Below are 24392 nucleotides of genomic sequence, written 5' to 3'. Positions count from 1 at the left end.
AGGAGATAAAAAAAGAACAAGGTCAAGGAGAGGCCGAATGCCGCAAATTTTTCCCCGCCGGGCGAATTCTCTGGTCAGTGTCACGCTATGGGGCGGCATCCTGGGACTGGTGGCGCTGGTCATCGTCGCGATCACTCTTGGCAGCTCGGCGCACGATACCGGTGTCAACTCGACGCCGGAACAGCCGGTTCCCTTCAGCCACGACCACCACGTCGGTGGGCTAGGCATCGATTGTCAGTATTGTCACACCAGCGTCACCCAGTCCGACTTCGCGGGGCTGCCTCCCACATACACCTGCATGTCCTGCCATTCGCAATTATGGACCAACGCCGAAATGCTGGCGCCGGTGCGCGAAAGCCTCAAGCGCGAGGAGCCGCTGCACTGGGTGCGTGTACATGACCTTCCCGATTTCGCCTATTTCAGTCACCGCGTGCACGTCAACAATGGTGTGGGGTGTGAGTCGTGCCATGGTCGCGTCGACGAGATGCCCATCACGACACAGCGCAAGCCCTTGACCATGCAATGGTGTCTGTCGTGTCACCGCAATCCGGAACCCAATCTGCGCCCCGCCGACAAGATCACGGCGATGGGCTACGACCCCGCCGAGGACGGCATCGCGGGGCATGAACTGCTGGAACGCTACGGTATTCACAAAGATAACCTGACCGAGTGCGTCACATGTCATCGATAAGCCACAACGAACTGCAGGAGATTCGCGAACGGCTGACACGGGCGCGTGGACCTCAGTATTGGCGTAGCCTTGAGGAACTGGCCGAAAGCGAAGCCTTCGGGCAGTTCCTGACCCAGGAATTTCCGCGTCTGGGCGCCGTCTGGGAGGCACCGCTGGATCGCCGCAGCGCCCTCAAGCTGATGGCGGCCAGTATGGCACTGGCCGGTCTGACGGCATGCAGCCGTCAGCCGCGTGAGTTCATCGTGCCCTACGTCAACATGCCCGAAGGGCAGGTGCCGGGTGTGCCGCGCTATTACGCCACTTCCCATCTGGTCGGCGGCTACGCACATGGACTGCTGGCGCAAAGTCACCAGGGGCGGCCGGTCAAGCTTGAGGGCAACCCCGAGCACCCGGCGACGCTGGGGGCCTGCGACGTCTTTTCTCAGGCCTCGGTGCTATCGCTCTACGATCCGGATCGCGCGGCGGCGGTGATGAACCGTGGCGAGGTCGCCGGTTATGGCGGCTTCCTCATGGCACTTCAGGAAAAGCGCCGTGACTGGGACGCGACCCAGGGCCGCGGATTGCGCTTCCTGACCGGTAGCCTGACTTCGCCAAGCCAGTACGCTTACTTGCAGGAGCTGTTGGTGCGCTGGCCGCAGGCACGTTGGCATGTGCATGAGCCTATCGACCGCAGCGCCGTCTATGCCGGTAGCGAAATGCTGTTCGGCCAGGCATTGGAGCCGATCTACCGGTTTTCCCGGGCACGTGTCGTGGTCTCGTTGGATGCCGATTTCATGCAGTCGCAGCCGGGGTTTCTGCGCTATGCACACGATTTCATGGCGCAGCGCAGGCCGCGTGACAACGAAGGATTTCTCAGCCGACTGTATGTGGCCGAGTCGACACCCAGCATTACCGGCAGCGTCGCCGACCATCGCTATCGCCTGTCCTATCTGCAAGTGGAAAACCTGGCGCGCCAGCTCGCCACGGCGCTGGGAGTCGAGGTTGAACCGCCCACGCAGGCGGTGGTGCCGGACAGCTGGCTGACCCCTCTGGTGGAGGAACTGAGACAGCATGTCGGCGAGGTCGTCGTGGTTCCCGGCGATCAACAACCTGCCTCCGTGCACGCCATCGCCCATGCCATCAATCAGACGCTTGGCGCCTATGGTCAGACGCTGGAGTTCATCGCTCCGGTCGATGCCAGCCATACGGCGCGCCCGTTGAACGAGCTGACCCAGGCCATGCATGCCGGCGACGTCGAGGCATTGATCGTCATGGGAACCAACCCCGTGTACACGGCTCCGGGCGATCTCGAATTTTTCCAGGCCTATCAGCAGGTGCCCTGGCGGCTGCACTGGGGTGAGGTCTACGACGAGACGGGGCGGATGTCGCACTGGCACATTCCCGCCACGCATCCGCTCGAGACGTGGGGGGATGCGCGAGCCTACGAGGGTACGACGAGCTTCTTGCAGCCGCTGATCCAGCCCCTGCATGGCGGCAAGACCGGCTTGCAACTGCTGGCGGCGTTGCGACAGGGCACTGATGAGGATGCCCGTGAACTGTTAATCGGGTATTGGCAGTCACAGTACACGGGCGGCGATTTCCAGACTTTCTGGCGAGGTTGTCTGCATGACGGCCTGCTGGCGGATTCCGCTTTCGCCCCGGTCAGCGTCACGCCTCGTGACGGCTGGACGGGAAGTCTGGTGCCAGCGTCGCAAGCCAGCGCTCTCGATGACGATAGCGTAATGCTGCAATTGCAGCCCGACCCGGCGATATGGGATGGCCGTTATGCCAATAACGGCTGGTTACAGGAATTGCCCCGGCCGCTGACCAAGTTGACCTGGAACAACGCGTTACTGATCAGCCCTGTACTCGCCTATCAACGTGGCCTGAAGGAGGGCGACGTCGTACGCATTCGTTCCGACCGTCATGAGCTCGACGTGCCGGTCTATCCGTTGCCGGGGATGCCCGATCAGGCCGTGACGTTGCAACTGGGCTATGGTCGCGAGGGTATCGGACATGTGGCCGATGGGGTGGGTGGCAACGCCTATCCGTTCTATGCCAGCACGCATGCGTGGGCGACACCGGTTCGGCTGGAGGCGATCGGGCGTCATGTCAGCCTGGCCACGACGCAGAATCACCACGCTATCGAAGGTCGCGATCTGATTCGTGCCACTACCCTGGAGGAGTATCGCAACAACCCCGAGTTCGCCAAGCATCCGCCGCCGCACGAGTCGCTTTACCCGGAGCCTTGGCCCGCCGAGCGCAAGGCCGAGCATGCCTGGGGCATGGTCGTCGATCTCACCGCCTGCATCGGCTGCAATGCCTGTGTCACGGCCTGTCAGGCCGAGAACAACATTCCGGTGGTGGGAGCGGAGGAGGTCAAGCGTGGCCGGGAAATGCACTGGATTCGCATCGATCGCTATTTCGAGGGCCCGCCGGAAAGCCCGCATCTGATTTTCCAGCCGGTGCTATGCATGCATTGCGAGAATGCCCCTTGCGAGTATGTGTGTCCGGTCGAGGCCACACAGCACTCCGCCTCGGGACTCAACGAGATGATCTACAACCGTTGCATCGGCACGCGCTACTGCTCGCAGAACTGTCCGTACAAGGTGCGACGCTTCAACTGGTTCGACTACACGGGGCAACAGGCGACCTATGCCCAGCCCGCACCGGTACACAATCCAGAGGTAACGGTGCGTTCGCGCGGTGTCATGGAAAAGTGCACGTTCTGCGTGCAGCGCATCAATCGCGCCCGGATCACCGCTGATGTCGAGGATCTGCCGATTCCCGACGGCGCTCTGCAAACCGCCTGTCAACAGGCATGCCCAACCCAGGCGATCATCTTCGGCGATATCAGCGACGAGCAAAGCCATGTCAAGGAACTCAAAGAGCATACCTTGAACTACGGCATGCTCGAACACCTCAATACCCGGCCGCGCGTGTCGTACCTGGCGGGGGTGGGCAATCCCAACCCGCAAGTCGAAGCGCCGCAATCCGATCCGCTCGTCAATCCCGATGCGCAAGGGCCCGATACGCAAGGGTTGGAAACACCGCAGCCATCGGCCGATCGGGACGACGACGTTCAGCTCGTCAGGATATTCGAGCCGCCGGCCCATGATACAAGCGGCAAGGGAGGGACGGTATGAGCAAGCCTAAAGAGCAGCCACTGCTGCCGCCCGACCTGACGCATGCCCGGCTCACCGAACGGATCAGTGACTTGGTGCTGCGCAAGTCGGCGCCGCGCTCATGGTGGGTGGGGATCTTCATCAGTGGCCTCGTCGCCGTCTCGTTCTTCTATGCCGTGCTATACGTGTTCGAGGTGGGAGTCGGGTTATTCGGCATCAATATTCCGGTGGCCTGGGGCTTTCCCATCACCAATACCATCTGGTGGATCGGGATTGCCCATGCCGGCACGCTGATCTCCGCGGTGCTGCTCATCACCCGTCAGCCCTGGCGGGCCTCGATCAACCGCTTTGCCGAAGCGATGGCCATGTTCGCCGTTGTATTGGCAGGGGCTTATCCGATTATCCACCTTGGCAGGCCCTGGTTCTTCTACTACCTGTTGCCTTACCCCAACCACATGGAGCTGTGGCCGCAGTGGCGCAGCCCTCTGGTATGGGATTTCTTCGCCATCTTTACCTATCTGGTCTTCACGGCCACCTTCATGTACGTGAGCCTGCTGCCCGACCTGGCGACCTTACGTGATCGGGCCAAGAGTTGGCTGGGGCAATGGTTCTACGGCGTGCTGGCGATCGGCTGGCGCGGGTCGGCGACGCACTGGGCGCGCTACGAGAAGGCCAACATGATCCTGTCCTCTGTAGCTGCCCCCATCGTGGTGGCGGTGACCGGCATCATCTCGCTGGATCTGGCAGTATCCATCGTTCCCGGCTACCACTTCACCATCTTCCCGCCTTACTTCGTCGCGGGGGCCCTGTTCTCGGGATTTTCGACCGTCGCGCTGCTGGCGGTGATCCTGCGCAGCATGTTCCGGCTCAAGGATCTGGTGACACGCACGCACCTCGATTATCTGGGCCGCATGATGCTGGTGTTCGCGCTGGTCGTGGATTATGCCTACACCCAGGAAATCTTCTTCGCCTGGTATTCGGGCGAGGATTTCTACCGCTACGTCTACATCGACCGCTGGACGGGGCCTTACGCGCCGGCTTGGTGGAGCATGATCTTCTGCAACGTAGTGCTGGTCCAGCTGCTGTGGTTCAGGCGCGTGAGACGCTCGCCGATCGCCATGCTATGCCTGGCGATCACCAGCGATATCGGCATGTGGCTCGAGCGTTTTCAGATCGTGTTCACCTCGACGCATGCCGACTATATGCCTTCGGCCTGGGGCGAGGCGTGGCCAACGCTATGGGACTGGGCGGTATTCATCGGCTCGCTGGGAGTGTTCTGGCTGTTGCTGCTGTTGTTCGTACGCATCATGCCGCTGATCTCACTACATGACATGCGTGGGCTGATCGCCAAGCTCAACAAGGGAGGCGACGATGGCTGACTATGGATTGATGGCGCGTTTCGAGAGTGCCGAGGCGCTAGTGGCTGCCGTCAAGGGGTTGCGCCAGGACGGGTATCGCAACCTGGAGCCCTTGACTCCCTACCCAGTGGAGGGGTTGTCCGAAGCGCTGGCGTTCAAGCCTCGTTGGGTGCCGGTGGTGGCATTGGCGACGGCGGTGATCGGAGCGGGGGGCATCTACTTCATGCAATGGTATGCCAGTGTGCTGAGCTATCCGTTCGTGGTGGGTGGCAAACCCCTGCATAGCTGGCCCGCCTTTCTGATACCGACGTTCGTGATCGGTCTGCTTTCGGCGGTCGTGGGCAGTGTGGTGGCGATGTTGGCTGGCAACCGATTGCCTCGTCCCTATTATCCCGCTTTCAATGTTCCCGGGTTCGATCGTGCCACCGATGACGCTTACTTTCTCATCGTGGCAGCCGACGACGCCTGGTTCGACGGTGCTAGAACCCCGGCCCGCCTGCACGAACTGAACGCTGCCCAGATATGGGAGGTGCCGGCATGAGCTTCAAGCCGGCCTCCAGTGGCGTAGCGCTGCTGCTGGCGCTGCTGCTGTCCGCATGTGGGCAGGAGATGGATGATCAGCCCAAGTACGAGACATTTGAGGCGGCGCCGCAGTGGCCGAATAACCAGGCGGCGCGCGATTCGGTGCCGGGAGCCGTGGCGCGCGATGAAGCGGTCGATCTGAGGGTGCCGGAGGAGTTACCGATGCCGTTGACGCAGGCGCTGCTCGCTCGCGGGCAGGAGCGTTTCAACATCTACTGTTCCCCCTGTCATGGGCGTGTCGGTTACGGTGAAGGCATGATCGTGCAGCGCGGCTTTCCGGCACCGCCATCGTTTCATAGCGACCGACTGCGCAATGCGCCGTTGCGCCACTTTTACGACGTGATCAGCGAGGGATATGGCGTGATGTATTCCTATGCCGACCGGGTGGCGCCGGAGGATCGCTGGGCCATCGCCGCCTACATTCAGGCGTTGCAGCTCTCGCAATATGCACCGCTCGAGGATCTGACCCCGGCACAGCGCGATGCACTTGAGCCTGCTCCAGGCCAGCCTGTACACGAGGCCGGGACATCGGCGACACGGGAGGGCGTGCAATGACGAAACCCATCGTCTGGATCGTCGGCCTGGTGGCGTTGCTGGTGTGCCTGGTCGGGGCCGTGATCGATTGGACGGCCTTCCTGCGCAGCTGGCTGGCGGCGACGCTGACCTGGGGGGCGTTGCCGCTGGGGGCTGTGGCCGTGCTCATGACTTTCGGCCTGACCGGTGGCGCCTGGGGGCGGGAAAGTCAGCATGTCTGGCGTGCCTTGGCGGCGACGATGCCGCTTTTCGTGCTGGCCATGGTGCCGCTGTTGTTCGGGGTGGATGAGTTGTTCTCCTGGACGCGCCCGGTCGAAGAACTGCCCGAGGTGGTGCGCCACAAGCAGCTTTATCTCAACGAGCCTTTTTTTCTGGTGCGCTGGGGATTCTATGTCGTGGTGTGGCTGGTGCTGGCGTGGTCGCTGGCGTGGCGGGGAAGCCGGGCCAGGGCCGTGGCGGCGCCGGGGCTGATCCTGTGGGTACTGACACTGACATTCTTCTCGGTGGACTGGTACATGTCGCTGGAGCCCAAGTTCTATTCCGACGTTTTCGGCCTGGAGCGGGTCTGCGCCATGGCGGCGAGCAGTCTCGCCTTTGGCCTGCTGATCTTGGCACCCTCGGTGCGTTCGTCCGTGCGCAAGGATATCGCCAACATCTGGCTGACCATGCTGTTGAGCTGGGCCTTCATGGGCTTCTCTCAGCTGATCATTATCTGGTCGGGTAACATTCCCGACGAGATAGGCTGGTATATCCACCGTACTCAGGGAGCCTGGCACTGGATCGGCAGGGCCTCCTTCGTGCTCTTCATGTTGGTGCCTTTCATGATCTTATTGTCGACGGCGGCCAAGCAGAGCGGGCGGTGGCTCGGAATAGCCGCGGTTATCTGCCTCGTCGGCTATGTACTGCAAATGCAATGGATGATTCTGCCGGCCTTCGATAAGTGGCGGATGGCCCAGTCATGGATCGACCCGGCCGCGCTGGTAGCGGTGGGGAGCGGATTTCTATGGTTGACGGGACGGGCCTTGGAGCGGATGGGGAGGCACCATGAGTGACGATGCGCACAACCCCACCGCAGGTCACGAGCAGCGGGATGTGCCGGCCCGCATCCCGGTGTTGTTCATCCTGTTCATGGCCGTGTTCGTCCCGCTCGTCCTGGTGGCGTTATGGGGGCTCATGTCCACGGTGTGGGAGGAACTGCCCGGTCCGCCCAATCCCTTCGCCGGCGAGCCGGTCAGCGCGCCGCTGGCGCCCAGGCTGCAGGTGTCCCCCGAGGCGGATCTGGCAGTGTTGACCTTACGCATGAACGCGCAATTGGCCAGCGTTGGCTGGGTCGATCGAGAGGCCGAGCGCGTGCATATGCCGATCACGCGGGCCATGCAATTGCTGGTGGAGCGTGGCCTGCCGGAGCGGGGGCCGCTTGCCGATGACGGTATCGGTCTGGCGGAGCCACCGGTGAGCAAGGGCGTCGATGCGGCTGTCGCGGACAAGGTGAATGTCTCGGCCGCCCAGGCCGTGGTAACACCTGAGCGCAGTATCGAGACCCGTGACACACAGGAGGCGGGGAATGAATGACGAAGTCGCATCCTACCTTCCTGAGGTGGAAAAAGGGCTGCACCTGATTCCCGAGCAGGCCACCGATTACGCCGGTCAGGTCGATCATCTCTACTTCGCCCTGGTGGGCGCCAGCATCATCATCATGTTGTTGGTGGTAGGGCTGATCACCTTCTTCGGCATTCGCTACCGAGCCGGCAATCACAAGGCGGATCGCTCTAACCGGCCATCGACGCGCACCCAGAACAGGGTCGAAATCGCGGTGTTGGCAGCCATGCTGGCCGCGTTCATGGTGTTCTTCGGCTGGGCGAGCAGCCTTTATCTGGATGCCTACCGCGGGCCCGAACCGGCCATGACCATCGATGTGGTCGGTAAACAGTGGATGTGGAAGATTCAGCACCCCGATGGCACACGGGAGATCAATTCGCTCCATGTTCCGGTCGATGAGGTCATCGAGCTGCGTGTCACCTCGCAGGACGTCATTCATAGCTTTTTCGTGCCGGCGTTTCGCCTCAAGCGTGACGTGGTACCGGGTGCCGAGAAGCAGGCCTGGTTCAAGGCCACCCAAACGGGCGAATACCGGCTGTTCTGTGCCGAGTACTGCGGCAGCTTCCATTCGCGGATGCTGGGCAAGGTCGTGGTCATGGAGCAGGCCGATTATCAGGATTGGCTGACGCGCCAGGGAAGCGGGGCGAGTCTTGCCGTCGCCGGCAAGCAACTGTTCGAGACGCATGGCTGCAGTGGTTGCCACATGGGCAAGTCGAGCGTGCGCGCCCCCAAGTTGGCCGGTATTTACGGGCGTAGCGTCGCGCTGGACGACGGTCGCGTGATCATGGCCGACGAAGCCTATATTCGCGACTCGATTCTACAGCCGGACAAGCACATCGTTGCCGGGTTCGAACCGGTCATGCCGAGCTTCGCGGGGCAAATCACGGAGGATGAGATCTTGCAGATCATTGCCTACATCAAATCACTGGAACCCGGCGACTGGGTGAAAGAGGCGGTAGAGCCAAGCAGAGGAGGGAGCCAATGAGCGCCGAGACCGCCGACAACGTAGCGCAGGAGAGCTATCTGACCAGCGGCTGGCGGGTCCGTGACTGGCTGCTGACCACGGATCACAAGCGAGTGGCTTGGCTGTATACGATATCGATCACCGCATTCTTCTTTCTGGGCGGGCTCGCGGCACTGCTCATTCGCCTGGAACTGATGACGCCCGAGGGGGATCTGGTCAGCTCCGATGCCTACAATCAATTATTCACGATTCATGGCATCGTAATGGTGTGGTTCTTCCTGATCCCTTCCATTCCCAATACGCTGGGCAATTTCCTGCTGCCGTTGATGGTCGGAGCCAAGGATCTGGCCTTTCCCAAGCTCAACCTGATCTCGTGGTACATCTACAGTATCGGTGGGCTCCTGACGATCGCGGCGGTAATCACCAGCGGGGTGGATACTGGCTGGACTTTCTACACGCCTTATTCGACGCAGTTTTCCGACACTGCGGTCATCGCGGCCCTGTCCGGCGTTTTCGTCGTCGGCTTTTCGTCGATTCTGACGGGGATCAACTTCATCGTCACCACGCACAAGATGCGTGCGCCGGGACTGACCTGGTTCCGTCTGCCACTGTTCGTATGGGCCAACTACGCCACGAGTCTGGTCATGGTGTTGGCGACACCGGTGCTCTCCGCGACGCTACTGCTGTTGGTCATGGAGCGTCTGCTGGGCATCGGTATTTTCGATCCTCTTCTGGGGGGCGACCCGATCCTCTTCCAGCATCTTTTCTGGTTCTATTCCCACCCGGCGGTTTACATCATGATCCTGCCAGGCATGGGCGTGGTGTCGGAGCTGATTACCTGCTTTTCGCGCAAGACCGTGTTCGGCTACCACGGCATGGCCATCTCGATCCTGGCCATCGCCGTGTTCGGCTTTCTCGTCTGGGGGCATCATATGTTCGTTTCCGGACAGAGCCTGTATGCCGGACTGATGTTTTCCCTGTTCTCCTTCTTCGTCGCCTTGCCTTCGGCGATCAAGACCTTCAACTGGACGGCGACCCTGTACAAGGGACGCCTGATCTTCTCGTCGCCGATGATCTATGCGCTGTCGTTCGTCGGGCTATTCACCATTGGTGGTTTCACGGGGATTTTCCTGGCCTCGCTAGCCGTCGACGTGCACGTGCATGACACTTATTTCGTCGTCGCGCATTTTCACTACATCATGGTGGGCAGCATGGTCACGGCGTATCTTGGGGGGCTGCACTTCTGGTGGCCGAAGATGACCGGACGCATGTATCCGGAGATTTGGGCCAAGGTCGCCTCATTGGCGCTATTTATCGGCTTCAACCTGACTTTCTTTCCGCAGTACCTGCTGGGGTACGCCGGTATGCCTCGGCGCTACCAGACCTATCCCGAGGATTTTCAGATCCTGCATGTCATGTCGTCGCTGGGAGCCGGCGTGTTGGCTATCGGTTACCTGCTGCCGCTGGTCTACCTGCTCTGGTCGCTGCGCTGGGGCGAGCGAGCGCCGCCCAATCCCTGGCGCGCCGCGGGGCTGGAATGGCGAACGGATTCGCCGCCGCCGAAGCACAATTTCCTTGAACCGCAGCAGGTAACAGGACCGCCTTATGACTACGACACCATCGACAACAAGTAAGGCCGAGCCGGAAGAGCAGTTCGACGACCTGACGCAGCAGCGCCATGCGGACCTGATGGGGATGTGGATCTTTCTGGCCACGGAGCTGATGCTGTTCGGTGGAATCTTCACCAGCTTCGCGGTGTATCGCCACGCCTATCCCGACGTGTTCGCCGAAGCGGCCGGGCATCTGGATTTGATGCTGGGCACGCTCAATACGGCATTGCTGGTGACCAGCAGCCTGTTCATGGCGTTGGCCGAGCGTGCGGCCAACGCCGAGCGCAAGGGACTGACCCTGGCTTTCCTGCTCATCACGATCGGTATCGGGATGGTCTTCCTGGCGATCAAGGGGTACGAATGGCACCACGAATACACCGAAGGCTTGATGCCGATCCTCGGGTTGGAATTCACCTATCCTGGCCCGCATCCCGAGCAGGCACAGATATTCTTCGACTTCTATTATGTGCTGACCGGGATGCATGCCGTGCATATGTCCTTGGGCATGCTGGTATTGCTGGTGCTGATCGTCCTTGCGCTGCGCTGGCGCGACCCGCCCAGGCTGGGACGCCAGATCCAGATCAGTGGGCTCTACTGGGCCTTCGTGGATGTGGTCTGGGTGTTCATCTTCACGACGCAATACCTGTTGCGCGCTTCATCCTGATGAGGGCGGCGATATGAAAGACGTCAAGGCTCCCGTTTTCGCCTGGGTAGGGTATCTGGTTGTACTGGCGGCCAGCGTCGCAGTGGCCAAGCTCGCTCCCGGCACGCTGGGACATGCCTTCAGCCTGTTATGTGCATTCGTCATGGCCGGATTCATCGTGACTTTTTTCATGGGCCTGCGCTCGGCGGACAATCTGCTGCGCGTGTTCGCGCTGGCCGGCATGATGTGGCTGGCATTCATGATCACGCTGACCTTGGCCGACTACTTCTACCGGGATATCGAGCAGCAGGACCTGTTGCGCCAGGAATCGCCCGGGGTAATGTCGCTGGAGCCAGACACCATGCGCGACTCCGAGCAGTGAAGGTTTCAGCGCGCAAGAATGTGAGCGGTGACCAGCGTATCCAGCAGCTTCACCACCGGAGGGTGATGGAAAAAGGCGACGAGCTGGGCGGCGCGAGTCGGGCCGACTCCGGCGTATTGCTGCCACTCAACGCGACTGCGGGACTGCAGATCATGCAGAGAGATGTCCTGCAATGCAGCCTCGCGAACGGCTTTGGGTAACGGCGGCATGCCCAGCGCGATCAACCAGTGCTGCTCGTCGCGCTGTCGGGCCTGCTGAAAGGTCGTTCTCCAGGCATGGGCGCGTTTGGCGCCGACGCCGGGCAATGCCATGAGCTGATCCTCTTCCAGGCTCAACCAGTCAAGCAGCCCTTTCACGAGTCCGCCTTCCACCAGTCGATGCCAACTTTCCGGGCCGATGCCCGCAAGTTCCAGACCGTCGCTGCTGCCTAGCCAGTCCAGACGGGCCTCGAACTGTTCATGGCAGGCCGGGGCGTCAGCCATGCAGCTCAAGGCGTCGTAACGGCTGGCATCGGGCGAAGTAACCTCAGGACGCGGCTCGGCAGGCAGCAGTATCGACTCGAACTGCGCAATGGTCAGGCCGGCAAGGCGAATCAGGATCCGGTCGCCGGGGCGTACATCAAGCGCGTGCCAATGATCCAGCGAGCCCAGACTGATGCGGCTGACTTGCCGATCGTCGAGCTGCACCGGGACGACATGAACGACGGGGGTGATCCGCCCGGTCCGCCCGATAGAAAATTCCACCGACTCGACAATACTCGAGACGCGCTGGGCCGGGTATTTCCAGGCGATGGCCCACTCGGGGGGCGTCGGTTCCCAGGTCGCGCCCGGTGGACGGTCGCCCCGCTTGATCACGATCCCGTCGGTCACGAAGGGCAGGGCGGCGTGGTACCAGCGCTGACGCCATTCGGCCACATCCTCGATGTTACGGATGCGCTGGGTGTAGCGTTGGACCGTGTCGAATCCCCAGGCTGAGAGCTGTTCGAGGCGTGCCGACATATCGGCGGGCCCGTTTGGCCATTCCCAGACGAACAGGCCGATACTTGCCCTATCCGGAGGGGCAAGTCTGTTCTGCGCCATCATGCCTGCCACGGCGCTACGGGCACCGTCGCTACCGCTGTCTGCCTGTACATGCCCTTGGCGGCGCTGATACAGCTCGCCCTGCAGAACAATGTGCGGTGATATCGCCGCCGCCGGTGCGGGCAGGACTTGAGGAATCGCTGGCAGGCGACGCACCTGGGCCAGCCAGTCCTGTCCCTGTTCACCGTTGCCACGACTGATGGCGGCGGCCAACTGGCCGGCATCGTACACCAGGGATACCGCAACGCCATCCACTTTGGGCTGTGCCCAGAGCGGGGCGTCGCCTTGCCGGTCCAGCCACTGGGCGACTTCCTGGCGGCCGGGCAGCTTGTTGAGGCCAGTGTGGGGAATGGGGTGGCGGAGCGGGCCCTCCGGTTCGGTAGGCGTCAGGGTGGCGGGGGCTGTCCGGAAGCAGTGTTGCCACATGCGCAACTGCCGTTTGGCTTGATCGTAGACGCTGTCATCGACCAGGCGTTGTCCCTGGCGATAGTAGGCTTCGTCCCACTGATCGACCTGCTGGCTCAGCCTCGCCACGGCTTGCCGCCCTTGAGAAACGGATATGTCAGGGCACGACGCCTCGGGCAATGGCGATGGCTGGGCGGCCGCCAAGACGCAGGAGCATTGCAGGAACAAGCCGAGCGCGATTAACCCGCGCCGTAGGCGCTTGGCTGGGAACGCAGAGAACCGCGAGGGAGCGTGACTCCTCACGTCGGCACGGCACAACGACATCGCCCCGCGATTGGCGGGGCGATGAGCGTCAGGCTTGGTTGACCAGGTGGGCATAATCGAGCAGGATTTCGGCGCTTTCTTCTATCTGGGCCCGATCTACCGGCCGTGTTTCCTCCTCGTCGCGGGTTTCGGTCCAATCCTCGACGGGCTCGAGTCCCAGCGCTTTTCGGCGTTGATTCTCCAAGGCAAGCTGCTCGGCTTCCTGAGCCTCCATTTCTCGCTGACGCTGCTCGCGGTTAAGGCTGACACTGGTCTGCTGTTCACGTAGCCTCTTGCCGAGTTCGGCCTGGCGCTTGAGGTAGGTGAAGTCGGCATCCGTGGAGGCGCGTTTTTCATGCAGGTTTTCCAGCGTCTCGAGATAGCGCCACGGCTCTCCATACAGGCGATACTGTACCGGGCGTACCTGATCCCAGGGCAGAGCGTTATCGAGAGCGCTTTCGCCGATTTCCTCGGGATCGATCAACTGCGGAAACAGCAGGTCGGGCTCGACACCACGGTGCTGGGTACTCTCGCCGGAAACCCGGTAAAATTTGGCCCGGGTGAGCTTGATCTGGCCATGGCTCAGGTCATTGAGTGTTTGTACCGTGCCCTTGCCGAAGGTACGAGAACCGAGCACCAAGCCACGCCCATAATCCTGAATGGCGCCGGCAAAGATCTCCGAGGCAGAGGCCGAGAGGCGATTGACCAGCACCGCCAACGGGCCTTCATAGAGGGCACCGCTGTCGGTATCGCCATACAGGCTGATGCGGCCCTGTGCATCGCGGACCTGCACGGTGGGGCCGCGGTCGATGAACAGGCCAATTAGAGAATTGGCTTCCTGTAGCGCCCCGCCACCGTTGTTGCGTAAGTCGAGCACGATACCCTCGACATTCTGCGCCTTGAGCGACTCAATCTCCTTGGCCACGTCGCGGGTCGTGCTGCGATACTCTTCCTCACCGGCCTGCCAGGCATCGAAGTCGACATAGAAGGCGGGAACATCGATCACGCCGATCTTGTGTTCGCCACCGTCCCGGGTCAGCGTGATGACTTCGCTCTTGGCTGCCTGATCCTCCAGCTTGACGGTATCGCGTACGATTTCCACCACATGCGAGCGGGTGACGTCGACGGCCTTGCCGGGAACGATATCCAAACGCACCGTAGAGCCCTTGGGACCGCGAATCAGCTCGACGACTTCATCGAGGCGCATACCGATGACATTGGTCATCTCGCCATCGTCTCCCTGCCCGACCGCGACGATGCGATCAGCAGGCTGCAGCACGCCACTCTTGTCGGCCGGCCCGCCGGGGACCAGGCTGGATACCTTGACGTATTCGCCTTCGTTCTGGAGGAGAGCGCCGATGCCTTCCAGCGACAGCTTCATCTGGATATCGAAGGATTCGCTCTGCTGCGGCGAGAAGTAATCGGTATGCGGATCGATAGTCCCGGTCACGGCAGCCATGAACAGTACCAGCACATCCTCGGCATTGGTCTGACGGATCCGGGCGAGCTGATTGGCGTAACGTTCGCGCAGCGTGGCGGCGATGTCGTCATTTTCCGGATCGCTGATCGACACCGTCAATGCGGCATTCTTGAGCCGTTTATTCCACAGCTCGTCGAGCGCGGCTTCCGTCTGTACCCAAGGCTCGTCTTCACGATCCAAGGCGATGCGCTCGTTGCCGTCATAATCATAATCGAGGCCCGCATCGATGCGCGCCAGCAGCCACTCCAGACGCGCTTCCAGGCGTTCCTGATAGCGGTTGTACAGTGCGTAGACGCGATCCAGTTCGCCATCGGAAAGGGCATCGTCCAGCGATGTCTGGAGATCGCTGAAGGCATCCACATCGCGCTGCAACAGGTAGGCGCGCTGAGGATCGAGCAGATCAAGCAGGCGCGTCAGGGCGTGCTGCGACCATTCGTCATCGAAATTCACGTCGGCATAATGACCGTAGCGCAGCGATTCGGCGACTTCTATGGCGGCTTGGTTCTGGGCGTCGTTTGGGGTGGGGCCGGCCAATGTCGAGGTGCTCAACATGACCAAAAGCGAAAGCATCGCCGCTCGCCAGACGGCTACAGGCAGACTCATCAATGAAGCACTCCAGGATTCATATATACTCTGTTCCCTAGACCTCCGGATCCCTTGAGAATTCCCAAGCCGGACTGGCATTGTAGCAGTCTGTATCGTCTGACACAGACACTTTCACTGAGGAATTTCATGTCACACGCTCCGGTTGTGGAACGCTTACTCTCTTTTCTGCAGGGCTCGCCGACACCTTGGCACGCGGTGGCCAATATGACGGCCCGTCTGGAACAGGCCGGTTATCGCCGTCTCGACGAAACCCAAGCCTGGACACTATCGCCGGGCGACAGGTTCTACGTGACACGCAACGACTCCTCCCTGATCGCCATGCAGGTGCCCGAGACGGGGCTCTCTTCGCTGCGCATGATCGGCGCGCACACCGACAGCCCCGGGCTGCGCTTGAAACCCAATCCGGCGGTTACCGGACGCGGCTGGCTGCAGTTGAGTGTCGAGCTGTACGGTGGCGTGTTGCTGGCGCCCTGGTTCGACCGGGATCTGGGGCTCGCCGGGCGTGTGCAGGTGCGCCGCTCGGATGGCCAGTTGCAGGGACTCTTGCTCAACGTCGAGCGGCCGGTGGCGATCGTGCCGAGCCTGGCGATCCACCTTGATCGCGAAGCCAACAATGGGCGTGCCATCAATGCCCAGACCCAGATGGCCCCGGTATTCCTGCAGGGCGGTGACGCTGCGGATATCGAGCGGCTGCTCAAGCGCTGGCTGTTCGAGCAGCATGGTCTGGAAGCTGCCGATATCCTGGATTTCGAGCTGGGGCTCTATGACGTTCAGCCGCCTGCCGTCGTCGGCGTGGAGGGCGAGTTGATCGCGAGCGCACGGCTGGATAATTTGCTTTCCTGCTTTATTGGCATTGAAGCCCTGCTGGCGAGTGACGGATCGCAGGGCGCGGTTTTCGTCGCCAATGACCATGAAGAAGTCGGCAGTGCCAGTGCCGTCGGCGCGCAGGGGCCGTTTCTTGCCGATGTACTGCGTCGGGCGCATGCGCAACTGGGTGAAGGGGACGAAGAGGGCTGGATTCGGATGATTCAGCGCTCGCGATTGATCTCTTGCGATAACGCTCACGCCCTGCATCCCAATTTTGCCGACAAGCACGATGCCAACCATGGTCCCGCCATCAACGCCGGTCCGGTAATCAAGGTTAACGCCAATCAGCGCTACGCCACCAACAGTGCCACGGCGGCGCTGTTTCGGGATATCTGCCGTGAGGCGGACGTGCCGGTACAGACTTTCGTCACTCGTGCCGACATGGGGTGCGGGAGTACCATCGGTCCGATTACCGCGACGGAGCTTGGTGTGCCGACGCTGGACGTGGGCGTGCCGCAGTGGGCCATGCATTCGATCCGCGAAACCGCCGGCAGTCACGACGCCGAATATCTGATCCGTGCGCTGAGTGCTTTCGTCAATCGCGCCGAGCTGGCATGAGCCGCTGAAACGATCGGGCCCGTATCGGTGCGGGCCTGACTGCCGACGAGGAGAAGGGAACCCAACACAAAATACCCGCCAAGGCTAGCCTTGGCGGGTATTGGCGATTCGGTGGTGGCTACGCCCTGACTCGAACAGGGGACCCCATCATTATGAGTGATGTGCTCTAACCAACTGAGCTACGTAGCCCTTCAACGGGGGCGAATATTACCCATAAGCACATGATGCGTCAAGCTTTGTCCGCCATCTGAGCGCGGTGGGCCGATCTTGGCGTCGCTTAGACATTGAAGCGGAAGTGCACCACGTCGCCATCCTTGACGATGTACTCCTTACCCTCCAGGCGCCACTTGCCGGCATCCTTGGCACCTTGCTCGCCGCCCAGCGTCACGAAGTCCTCATAGCCAATGACTTCGGCACGGATAAAGCCCTTCTCGAAATCGGTATGGATGACGCCGGCGGCCTGGGGGGCGGTAGCGCCGACCTTGACCGTCCAGGCGCGGACCTCCTTGACCCCGGCGGTGAAGTAAGTCTGCAGATCAAGCAGGGCGTAGCCGGCTCGGATCACCCGGTCGAGGCCGGGTTCTTCCATGCCCATCTCATCGAGGAACATGCTGCGCTCTTCGTCGTCGAGTTCGGCGATTTCGGCTTCCAACTGGTTGCACACGGGCACGACGATGGCGTTCTCCTCGGCCGCGATTTCATGCACGACATCGAGGTAGGCGTTGTTCTCGAAACCATCCTCGTTGACGTTGGCGATGTACATGGTCGGCTTGAGCGTCAGAAAACCGAAGCTTTTGACCTGACGCTTCTCATCGTCGGAAAGGTCGAAACTGCGCAGTGGCAGCCCCTCGGCGAGGTGCGGCTGGATACGGTCCAGCACCGCCTTGGTGGCGATGGCGTCTTTGTCGCCGCCTTTGACCACGCGCACCAGGCGTTGGATCGCACGTTCTACGGTGTCGAGGTCGGCCAGCGCCAACTCCATGTTGATGATTTCTATATCGGCGCGCGGGTCGACCTGGTTGGCGACGTGAATGACGTTGTCATTGTCGAAGCAGCGCACCACATGTGCGATGGCATCGGTTTCGCGAATATTGGCGAGAAACTTGTTGCCGAGACCTTCGCCCTTGGAAGCTCCCTCCACCAGCCCGGCAATGTCCACAAACTCCATGGTGGTGGGCACCACCCGCTCCGGCTTGACGATCTCCGCCAGTTTGTCGAGGCGCGGATCGGGCATCGGTACGATCCCGGTATTGGGTTCGATGGTACAGAACGGGAAATTTTCGGCGTCGATGCCTGACTTGGTCAGTGCATTGAAAAGAGTGGATTTGCCGACGTTGGGCAGGCCGACGATGCCGCAGTTGAAACCCATGATATGGTCCCTGAAAAAGCAGAATACTGGAAAGAGGAGTGGCGGCATTCTACGTCATGAGGCGTGCCTTCACTAGCCAAAGGGTTGTTGCGCGGGGCAGGGACGCAAACGGCTCGTGACAGCGATTTTGATGGCGATTTTAGTGGATGATCCACAACGGCTGGCGGGGAGGCGTTGCCGAGGACGGTTCGCGGGGAACGATACTGCCGTAATCGATGCCGCGAAGTGCTTGCGTATCGCGAACGAGCGTCATCATCGGTTGAGTCAGGCTTGGAACGTATGCAGACGATTCATTGCCTTGGCCCAGTTGCCCTCGAGGGCGTCGGGAAGCGTGAACAGACATTCGTCGATGGCGGCGTCGATAGCGCTACGTTCAGCTTTGCCGGGGCGTCCGAGAACGTAATTCGTGACTTGGCGGGCTTCGCCGGGATGGCCGATGCCGATACGTAGACGATGGAAGGATCTGTCGTTGCCCAGTGCGCTGATAGTATCGCGCAGCCCGTTGTGTCCCCCATGGCCACCGCCTTGCTTGTAACGAGCGGTACCCGGAGCGATATCCAGCTCATCGTGGGCTACGAGCAGTTCGTCCGAGGTTAGCTTGTAGAACTGGCAAAGCGCGGCGACAGCCGCGCCACTGCGATTCATGAAGGTGGTCGGGACGAGCAGGTGAAGTTCCTGCCCGCCATAACTCACCTTGGCATAATGACCCAGGAATTTCTTTTCCGGGCGCAGTGACGTATGGCTGTCGCGCGCAATGGCTTCCACCAGCCAGGCGCCCGCATTGTGCCGGGTGTCATCGTATTCCGGACCGGGGTTGCCCAGTCCGATGATCGCTTTCACTTGGCTCATGCGTTCGCCTGTCCGATATCAGCTGACGGGATTATTCCGCCTGTCCTTCTTCACTACCTGCGCCTTCCTCGTCCTCGCTAGCGGCGCTGACGGTGGCGTGGGTCACGCTGACCACACCGGCGTCATACTCTTCGCCGTGAGTCAACGCGACGAGGCTGACGCCTTGCGGCAGTTTCAGGTCGGACAGGTGCAGCGTCTCGCCCATGCTCAAGTCGGCGACGTCGACTTCGATATACTCGGGCAGGTTGGACGGCAGACAGCTGACCTCGACATCATTGGCGAGTACGTGCAGTACGCCACCCTCGTCCTTGACGCCTTTGCACGCGTCTTCGCCGATCACGTGCAGCGGCACATGCATGGACAGCTCGTGAGTGGCATCGATACGCAGGAAGTCGGCGTGAGTGACCAGCGCCTTGTACGGGTGACGCTGCAGATCGCGGATGACGACCTGCTCGGTGCTGCCTTCGACGTCGATGGAGATCAGCGAGGAGAAGAAGGCTTCGTCCTCGATCGCCTTGTAGAAGGCGGCCTTGTCGATAGTGATCGGCTGCGGCGTCTTTTCACCACCGTAAATGATGGCGGCAACCTGCTGGTTCTCACGACGCAGGCGGCGGCTCGCACCTTTCCCCAGCGCGTGGCGAACGTTGGCGGTAAGTTTATAGTCAGACATGATTCAACCTCTTGGTTGTTAAAGGAAGCGGCATCGTCCGCGACCAGACGATGCCGTTCCTGAATGCCCCCGGAAAATATCGGGAGCCTTGTATCCGAGCGATGTCAGTGAAACATCGCGCTGACGGATTCTTCGTTACTGACGCGACGTATCGCTTCGGCGATAAGCCCCGCCACGCTGAGCTGGCGGATTTTGCCACTGCGGCATGCCAGCTCTGAAAGCGGAATGGTATCGGTCACCACAAGTTCGTCAAGCTCCGAGCCAGTAATATTGTCGACTGCGGGCCCGGACAGGATCGGGTGAGTGGCATAGGCCACCACGCGGCGGGCGCCGTGCCCCTTGAGCGCTTCAGCCGCCTTGCACAAGGTGCCTGCCGTATCCACCATGTCATCGACGACGACGCAGGTCCGGTTATCGACTTCCCCGATGATATGCATGACTTGAGCCTGATTGGCCTGGGGACGACGCTTGTCGATGATGGCCAGATCGGCGTTGAGCTGCTTGGCGATGGCTCGGGCCCGTACCACGCCGCCCACGTCGGGAGACACCACGACCAGATCGTCATAGTTCTGGCGTTCGATATCGTCGAGCAGGATCGGCGAGCCGTAGACGTTGTCCACCGGCACATCGAAGAAGCCCTGAATCTGATCGGCGTGTAGATCCATGGTCATGACGCGGTCGACGCCGGCCTTGACCATCACGTCGGCAACCACCTTGGCGGAGATCGGCACGCGAGCGGAGCGCACGCGGCGGTCCTGGCGAGCGTAGCCGAAATAGGGCACCACGGCGGTGATTCGAGTAGCAGAAGCACGACGCAACGCATCCACCATCAGGATCAGCTCCATCAGGTTGTCGTTGGTCGGGGCGCACGTGGACTGCAGAATGAAAACGTCCTTGCCGCGAACGTTCTCGTTGATCTCGACGGCGATTTCCCCATCGCTGAACTGACCGACCGTAGCATGGCCGAGTCGATTATCGAGACACTCGGCTACCTTACGGGCGAGTTCGGGGTTGGCATTCCCCGCGAAGACCATCAATTTAGACACGCGCAGCCACCTTTGGAGTCTTGTGGGATCTCGGGAGTGGATCAGTTACGGCGTCGGTCATGGCCTGGGATTGGCTGGGGTAGGAGGATTCGAACCTCCGAATGGCGGTACCAGAAACCGCTGCCTTACCACTTGGCTATACCCCAGCAACGAACACCCTGTCAACACGGCTCATTGAGCCCAGGCGACCAACTCGTCGCTGCTCTTTTTCTGATACCTGCTGGGGTCAACAGACTTATCCGCTATCCGCCAGGGCATCAAGAGCATTATGGAGAGGGGATGTGTTGCAGCCGCGGGCCTTGAAGGCCTGCCAGTCACCACGAGCACGGCGCAGGATTCTATCGGCGACGGATTCACTCGTCAAGGGACAGAACAGGCAAGCACCGGTGCCGGTCAGCATTGCCGGGCCGAATTGCCTAAGCCATTCAATGGCATGGTCGACAGCTGGGTAAAGCCGCCGCGCCACGACCTCGCAGTCGTTGCGCCATTCGCATCCCCCCTGCAATGCGCGCGCCATACTAATTGGCGGGGTGTCGCGTGTCAATTCAGCGTGGCGGAACACCGATGGGGTGGAAACCGCGACGCCGGGATGGAGAACGATGAACCACGGGGTGTCGAGTTCGACAGGAGTGAGCCTTTCGCCGATACCTTCGGCCCATGCCGCGCGGCCATGCACGAAAACGGGCACGTCCGCGCCGAGGCTCAGGCCGAGTTCGGCGAGAGCGGTAGGCGTGAGCCGCAGCTGCCATAGACGATTCAGCGCCAGCAATGTCGTGGCGGCATTGGAGCTGCCGCCGCCCAGTCCACCCCCCATCGGTAGCCGCTTGTCGAGGCGGATATCGACACCGAGCCGACATCCGCTGGCCTGTTGCAGGAGGTGGGCGGCTCGCACGATCAGGTTGTCCTGCGCCGCAACGCCGACAAGTGGCGGTGTCAGTTCGATGCGGCTGTCCCTGCGCGGCGAGAAATGCAGGGTGTCGCCATGATCGAGAAACTGAAACAGCGTCTGCAGTTCATGGTAGCCATCGGGCCGTTGCCCAGTGATATGCAGCATGCGATTGAGTTTGGCCGGTGCCGGCAGGGTCAAGCTCATGAGGCGGCGCTGGTCGCGGTAGTGTCGGGCTGCCAATCGTTGACCATCAGCGTGACGCGCAGGTCGTCGTAGGTCATTACCAGGCGTTGCGGAAGCCACAGACCGTCGGCCTGGGTCCAGGTGTGATAGTCGATATCCCAGCCGGCCTGGTGCAGGCGGTCCGGAAAGCCGAGAGCGTCGGAGTTCATGGTGTGCGGCATGCCGGGGGCCGGCAGGCCGCGTATCCAATAATCCAGCGAGGAAACGGGCAGCGACCAGCCCAGCTGTTCGTGCAGCAGGGCCTCGGGGCTGTCGGCCTCGAAGCGTCCTTCGCCGGTGGTCAGGCTGACATGGCCAGGACGGCCCTCGAGTACACTGCGGCCGGTGCCGAAAGGACCGCTGAGCAGCATGCGGTAATGGTTGGGCTGTTGGGTCCAGTCGAGATTGGCGCTGGTGAGGTCTTCGGGCGTACGCAGCCCGACTTTGCCGGCCAATGTCCAGGCGTTCAGGGATTCAATGCGTGTCTGTTGCCGTTGCCAGTCACCTGACTGGCGAGGAACGTCGGGGCTGGGAGGTTGGCCGGCACAACCGGCCAGTAGCAGAAGCGTGAAAACGCCAATGATCAAGCGTGACATCAGGGAGTTCCCGGGATCTCAGAGGGTGTGGGAGCCAGGCTCGGCTCTTGTAGAAGAAGGGTGTCGATGGCCGGATGCTCGTCGAAACGGGCCAGGGTATCCGCGACCAGGGCGCGCGCTTTTTCCTGCTGGCCCAGTTGCCAGAGTACCGCCGCGAGGTGCGCCGCGATTTCCTGATCGGGCTGTTTGTTGAACGCCTCTTGCAGGTAGGGCAGGGCCCGCTCGGGGTCGCCGAGTTGATAGTGGACCCAGCCTAGGCTGTCGAGAATCGCGGCACTCTCCGGGTCCAGGCGATGGGCCTTTTCGATGAGTGGCAGCGCCTCTTCGTCGCGGTCGGTTTCATTGGCCAGGGTATAGCCCAGCGCATTCAGGGCCACGCTATTAGCGGGGTCCTGTTCGAGAATGGCGCGCAGGTCCCGCTCCATGGTGTCCAGATCGCCCTGATCGTAGGCCCGCATGGCGCGCATGAACAGAAGCTCGGCATTGTCGGGCTGTTCAAGCAGGGCGCGATCCAGCAGGGCGTCAGCGGCTGCCGTTTCGCCCTGTGTGTCGAATAGTCCGATCTCGAGGCGTAGCAACTCGGTTTGCTGATCCGGATGACGCAGGCGTTCGATGTGCAGAAAGGCATGGGCATCCAGTTCGCGATCCGCTTCGATCAGCATGTGGGCAGCTCGCGCCCGCGCGTCGATAAATCCCTCTCCAGGCGGCACTTGGCGATAGTAGAGTAGGGCGTTGTCCACTTCGCCTGCCTGCTCGGCAATGGTGCCCAGTAGAATAAAGGCGGCTGGGGGCGTGTCATCCTGATCGAGCAACGGCAACAGAAGGCGCCGTGCCGCGTCTGGTGCCTGCCGTTCCAGAAACATCTGGGCCAGTGCGATGCGCAGCATGGGACTGTCGTCATGGCTGGCAATGATGCGTTCGCTTTGCGCTTCGGCCTCCGCCACCTGACCCAGCGCGAGATGGGCTTGCGCCAGCGCCAGCACGAAACGGTTGTCATCGGGACTCAGCTCGAGCCCGTGGGTGGCCGCGTCACGCGCGCGTTGGTACTGCTTGGCTTGCATGGCGATGGTGGCGCGTGCCAGCCACAGCTCCGGCAGGTCGGGTTGGCTTTCGGCTAGGCGAGCCAAGCGCCGGTCGGCGTTGCTCAGAGCGCCACTGGCGGCTTCGAGCAGTGCGGTGGCCAACTGGGCATCGGCGTGCTGGGGATGAGTTTGTGTGAAAGGGCGCAGTTCGGCCAGCAGGGCCTCGGAATCGGCCTGATTTTCGATAGCCAGCTCGACCAGCGCGGTCAGTTCCGCCTCCTGGCCTCGCTGGGCTTGGGCCAAGCGCTGTTGCAAAGCCACTATCCAGTCGCCACGCTGCAGGGCCAGGCTCGACAGCAACCGTCCCGGCAGTTCCGCCTCGGGATCGAGTTCCAGCCAGCGGCGTGCCGAACGTTCCAGCAGTTCGGAATCATTGGCGTAGCGTGCAGCAAGCGCGGCGCGTTCGGCGAGCTTGGGCGAGCCGTAGCGCCGGGTCGCGTCCAGATAGCCGCGCGCGGCGTGTTGATAGTCGCCACGCTGGCCGGCCATTTCGGCGATCATTACGCTCTGCAGACCGGCCGCATCGAATCCCTGCGTGATGGGCGGCGCATTGGCCAGCGGGTCCTGTTGCGGCGGGACGGTTGCCGAGGGGGACATGCCCTGACATCCCGTGAGCCATGCCGTTACCGCGGCGGTCGTTATCAAGCGTGAGCGCATCCCACCCTCGTCTCCAATCAAGTGATTCCAGCATACCGGCTTAGCGGCAAGGGGCAAGCACCGCATGCACGATCGCAGCGGCGAAGTGACAGTGCTTGAACGGGTGTCATGCCATGGCGCGCAGCACTATGGTAGGATATTGGCCCTGACAGCAGGACGGTGCAGGCTGGTAAAATGGCGTGGCCGTCCTCACATCGCCTGCATGGTTCATATCGCCGACCGATGCTCACAAGCGACCCATTAATGA

At 61.5% G+C, this 24392-nt stretch carries 21 protein-coding genes and 2 tRNA genes; 12 read left to right on the top strand and 11 right to left on the bottom strand.

All coding sequences use genetic code 11. The features are described from left to right. Positions 1-37 precede the first annotated feature (37 nt). From ACW4DH_RS15555 to ACW4DH_RS15505, 11 genes are read left to right on the top strand one after another with little or no spacing between them, the layout of a single operon-like run. Positions 38-691: a cytochrome c3 family protein gene (locus ACW4DH_RS15555; RefSeq protein WP_459637316.1), complete on the top strand. Its 654-nt coding sequence runs from the start codon at positions 38-40 to the stop codon at positions 689-691. Further along, positions 679-3816, top strand: coding sequence for a TAT-variant-translocated molybdopterin oxidoreductase (locus ACW4DH_RS15550; protein ID WP_459637315.1), 3138 nt, complete (start codon positions 679-681; stop codon positions 3814-3816). The genes ACW4DH_RS15555 and ACW4DH_RS15550 overlap by 13 nt, the downstream gene beginning before the upstream one ends. Then, on the top strand, positions 3813-5174 hold the full coding sequence (gene nrfD / locus ACW4DH_RS15545; protein WP_459637314.1) for an NrfD/PsrC family molybdoenzyme membrane anchor subunit: 1362 nt from the start codon (positions 3813-3815) through the stop codon (positions 5172-5174). The genes ACW4DH_RS15550 and nrfD overlap by 4 nt, the downstream gene beginning before the upstream one ends. Then, positions 5167-5694 carry a DUF3341 domain-containing protein gene (locus ACW4DH_RS15540; protein WP_459637313.1) on the top strand — a complete coding sequence of 176 codons (528 nt, stop codon included), beginning with the start codon at positions 5167-5169 and terminating at the stop codon, positions 5692-5694. Before nrfD ends, ACW4DH_RS15540 begins: the two co-directional genes overlap by 8 nt. Then, complete coding sequence (locus ACW4DH_RS15535) at positions 5691-6290, top strand: c-type cytochrome (RefSeq protein WP_459637312.1); 600 nt, start codon at positions 5691-5693, stop codon at positions 6288-6290. The genes ACW4DH_RS15540 and ACW4DH_RS15535 overlap by 4 nt, the downstream gene beginning before the upstream one ends. After that, complete coding sequence (locus tag ACW4DH_RS15530) at positions 6287-7321, top strand: hypothetical protein (protein ID WP_459637311.1); 1035 nt, start codon at positions 6287-6289, stop codon at positions 7319-7321. The genes ACW4DH_RS15535 and ACW4DH_RS15530 overlap by 4 nt, the downstream gene beginning before the upstream one ends. After that, complete coding sequence (locus tag ACW4DH_RS15525; protein ID WP_459637310.1) at positions 7314-7841, top strand: hypothetical protein; 528 nt, start codon at positions 7314-7316, stop codon at positions 7839-7841. The genes ACW4DH_RS15530 and ACW4DH_RS15525 overlap by 8 nt, the downstream gene beginning before the upstream one ends. Then, complete coding sequence (gene coxB, locus ACW4DH_RS15520; RefSeq protein ID WP_459637309.1) at positions 7834-8853, top strand: cytochrome c oxidase subunit II; 1020 nt, start codon at positions 7834-7836, stop codon at positions 8851-8853. The genes ACW4DH_RS15525 and coxB overlap by 8 nt, the downstream gene beginning before the upstream one ends. Beyond that, complete coding sequence (gene ctaD / locus ACW4DH_RS15515; RefSeq protein WP_459637308.1) at positions 8850-10466, top strand: cytochrome c oxidase subunit I; 1617 nt, start codon at positions 8850-8852, stop codon at positions 10464-10466. The genes coxB and ctaD overlap by 4 nt, the downstream gene beginning before the upstream one ends. Continuing rightward, a complete protein-coding gene (locus tag ACW4DH_RS15510) occupies positions 10438-11106 on the top strand; it encodes a cytochrome c oxidase subunit 3 (protein ID WP_459637307.1) in 669 nt (222 codons plus the stop codon). The genes ctaD and ACW4DH_RS15510 overlap by 29 nt, the downstream gene beginning before the upstream one ends. Positions 11107-11119: 13 nt before the next feature. Continuing rightward, positions 11120-11467 (top strand): cytochrome C oxidase subunit IV family protein, encoded by a 348-nt coding sequence (locus tag ACW4DH_RS15505; RefSeq protein ID WP_459637306.1) that lies wholly within the window; start codon positions 11120-11122, stop codon positions 11465-11467. 5 nt (positions 11468-11472) lie between these two features. Here the strand turns inward: ACW4DH_RS15505 and ligB are convergent, their stop codons facing one another. Further along, entirely contained in the window at positions 11473-13080 is a 1608-nt protein-coding gene (gene ligB / locus ACW4DH_RS15500) for an NAD-dependent DNA ligase LigB (RefSeq protein WP_459637305.1), read from the bottom strand. 223 nt (positions 13081-13303) lie between these two features. Next, positions 13304-15337: a carboxy terminal-processing peptidase gene (locus ACW4DH_RS15495; protein ID WP_459637304.1), complete on the bottom strand. Its 2034-nt coding sequence runs from the start codon at positions 15335-15337 to the stop codon at positions 13304-13306. A gap of 129 nt (positions 15338-15466) precedes the next feature. On the opposite strand from ACW4DH_RS15495, the gene ACW4DH_RS15490 reads away from it, so the two are divergent. Further along, a complete protein-coding gene (locus tag ACW4DH_RS15490) occupies positions 15467-16765 on the top strand; it encodes a M18 family aminopeptidase (protein WP_459637303.1) in 1299 nt (432 codons plus the stop codon). A gap of 112 nt (positions 16766-16877) precedes the next feature. Here the strand turns inward: ACW4DH_RS15490 and ACW4DH_RS15485 are convergent. From ACW4DH_RS15485 to ACW4DH_RS15445, 9 genes are all read right to left on the bottom strand, one after another. Then, positions 16878-16954, bottom strand: a tRNA-Met gene (locus ACW4DH_RS15485). An 88-nt stretch (positions 16955-17042) separates the two neighbouring features. Further along, a complete protein-coding gene (gene ychF / locus ACW4DH_RS15480) occupies positions 17043-18134 on the bottom strand; it encodes a redox-regulated ATPase YchF (protein WP_459637302.1) in 1092 nt (363 codons plus the stop codon). Positions 18135-18398: 264 nt separating this feature from the next. Next, entirely contained in the window at positions 18399-18983 is a 585-nt protein-coding gene (pth, locus tag ACW4DH_RS15475; RefSeq protein ID WP_459637301.1) for an aminoacyl-tRNA hydrolase, read from the bottom strand. Between the two features lie 31 nt (positions 18984-19014). Further along, positions 19015-19653 (bottom strand): 50S ribosomal protein L25/general stress protein Ctc, encoded by a 639-nt coding sequence (locus ACW4DH_RS15470; protein WP_459637300.1) that lies wholly within the window; start codon positions 19651-19653, stop codon positions 19015-19017. 104 nt (positions 19654-19757) lie between these two features. Next, a complete protein-coding gene (locus ACW4DH_RS15465; protein ID WP_459637299.1) occupies positions 19758-20699 on the bottom strand; it encodes a ribose-phosphate pyrophosphokinase in 942 nt (313 codons plus the stop codon). A gap of 71 nt (positions 20700-20770) precedes the next feature. Continuing rightward, positions 20771-20845 (bottom strand) — tRNA-Gln (locus ACW4DH_RS15460). An 89-nt stretch (positions 20846-20934) separates the two neighbouring features. After that, the gene (gene ispE / locus ACW4DH_RS15455; RefSeq protein ID WP_459637298.1) at positions 20935-21792 is read right to left on the bottom strand and encodes a 4-(cytidine 5'-diphospho)-2-C-methyl-D-erythritol kinase; all 858 of its coding nucleotides are present in this window, start codon (positions 21790-21792) and stop codon (positions 20935-20937) included. Then, the gene (lolB, locus tag ACW4DH_RS15450) at positions 21789-22406 is read right to left on the bottom strand and encodes a lipoprotein insertase outer membrane protein LolB (RefSeq protein WP_459637297.1); all 618 of its coding nucleotides are present in this window, start codon (positions 22404-22406) and stop codon (positions 21789-21791) included. Before lolB ends, ispE begins: the two co-directional genes overlap by 4 nt. Further along, the gene (locus ACW4DH_RS15445; protein WP_459637296.1) at positions 22406-24085 is read right to left on the bottom strand and encodes a tetratricopeptide repeat protein; all 1680 of its coding nucleotides are present in this window, start codon (positions 24083-24085) and stop codon (positions 22406-22408) included. Before ACW4DH_RS15445 ends, lolB begins: the two co-directional genes overlap by 1 nt. Positions 24086-24392: the final 307 nt, after the last annotated feature.

The organism is Halomonas sp. WWR20, from assembly GCF_054602495.1.
The sequence above is the reverse complement of the archived record's forward strand: the minus strand, read 5'-3'. Positions and strand labels throughout refer to the sequence as shown.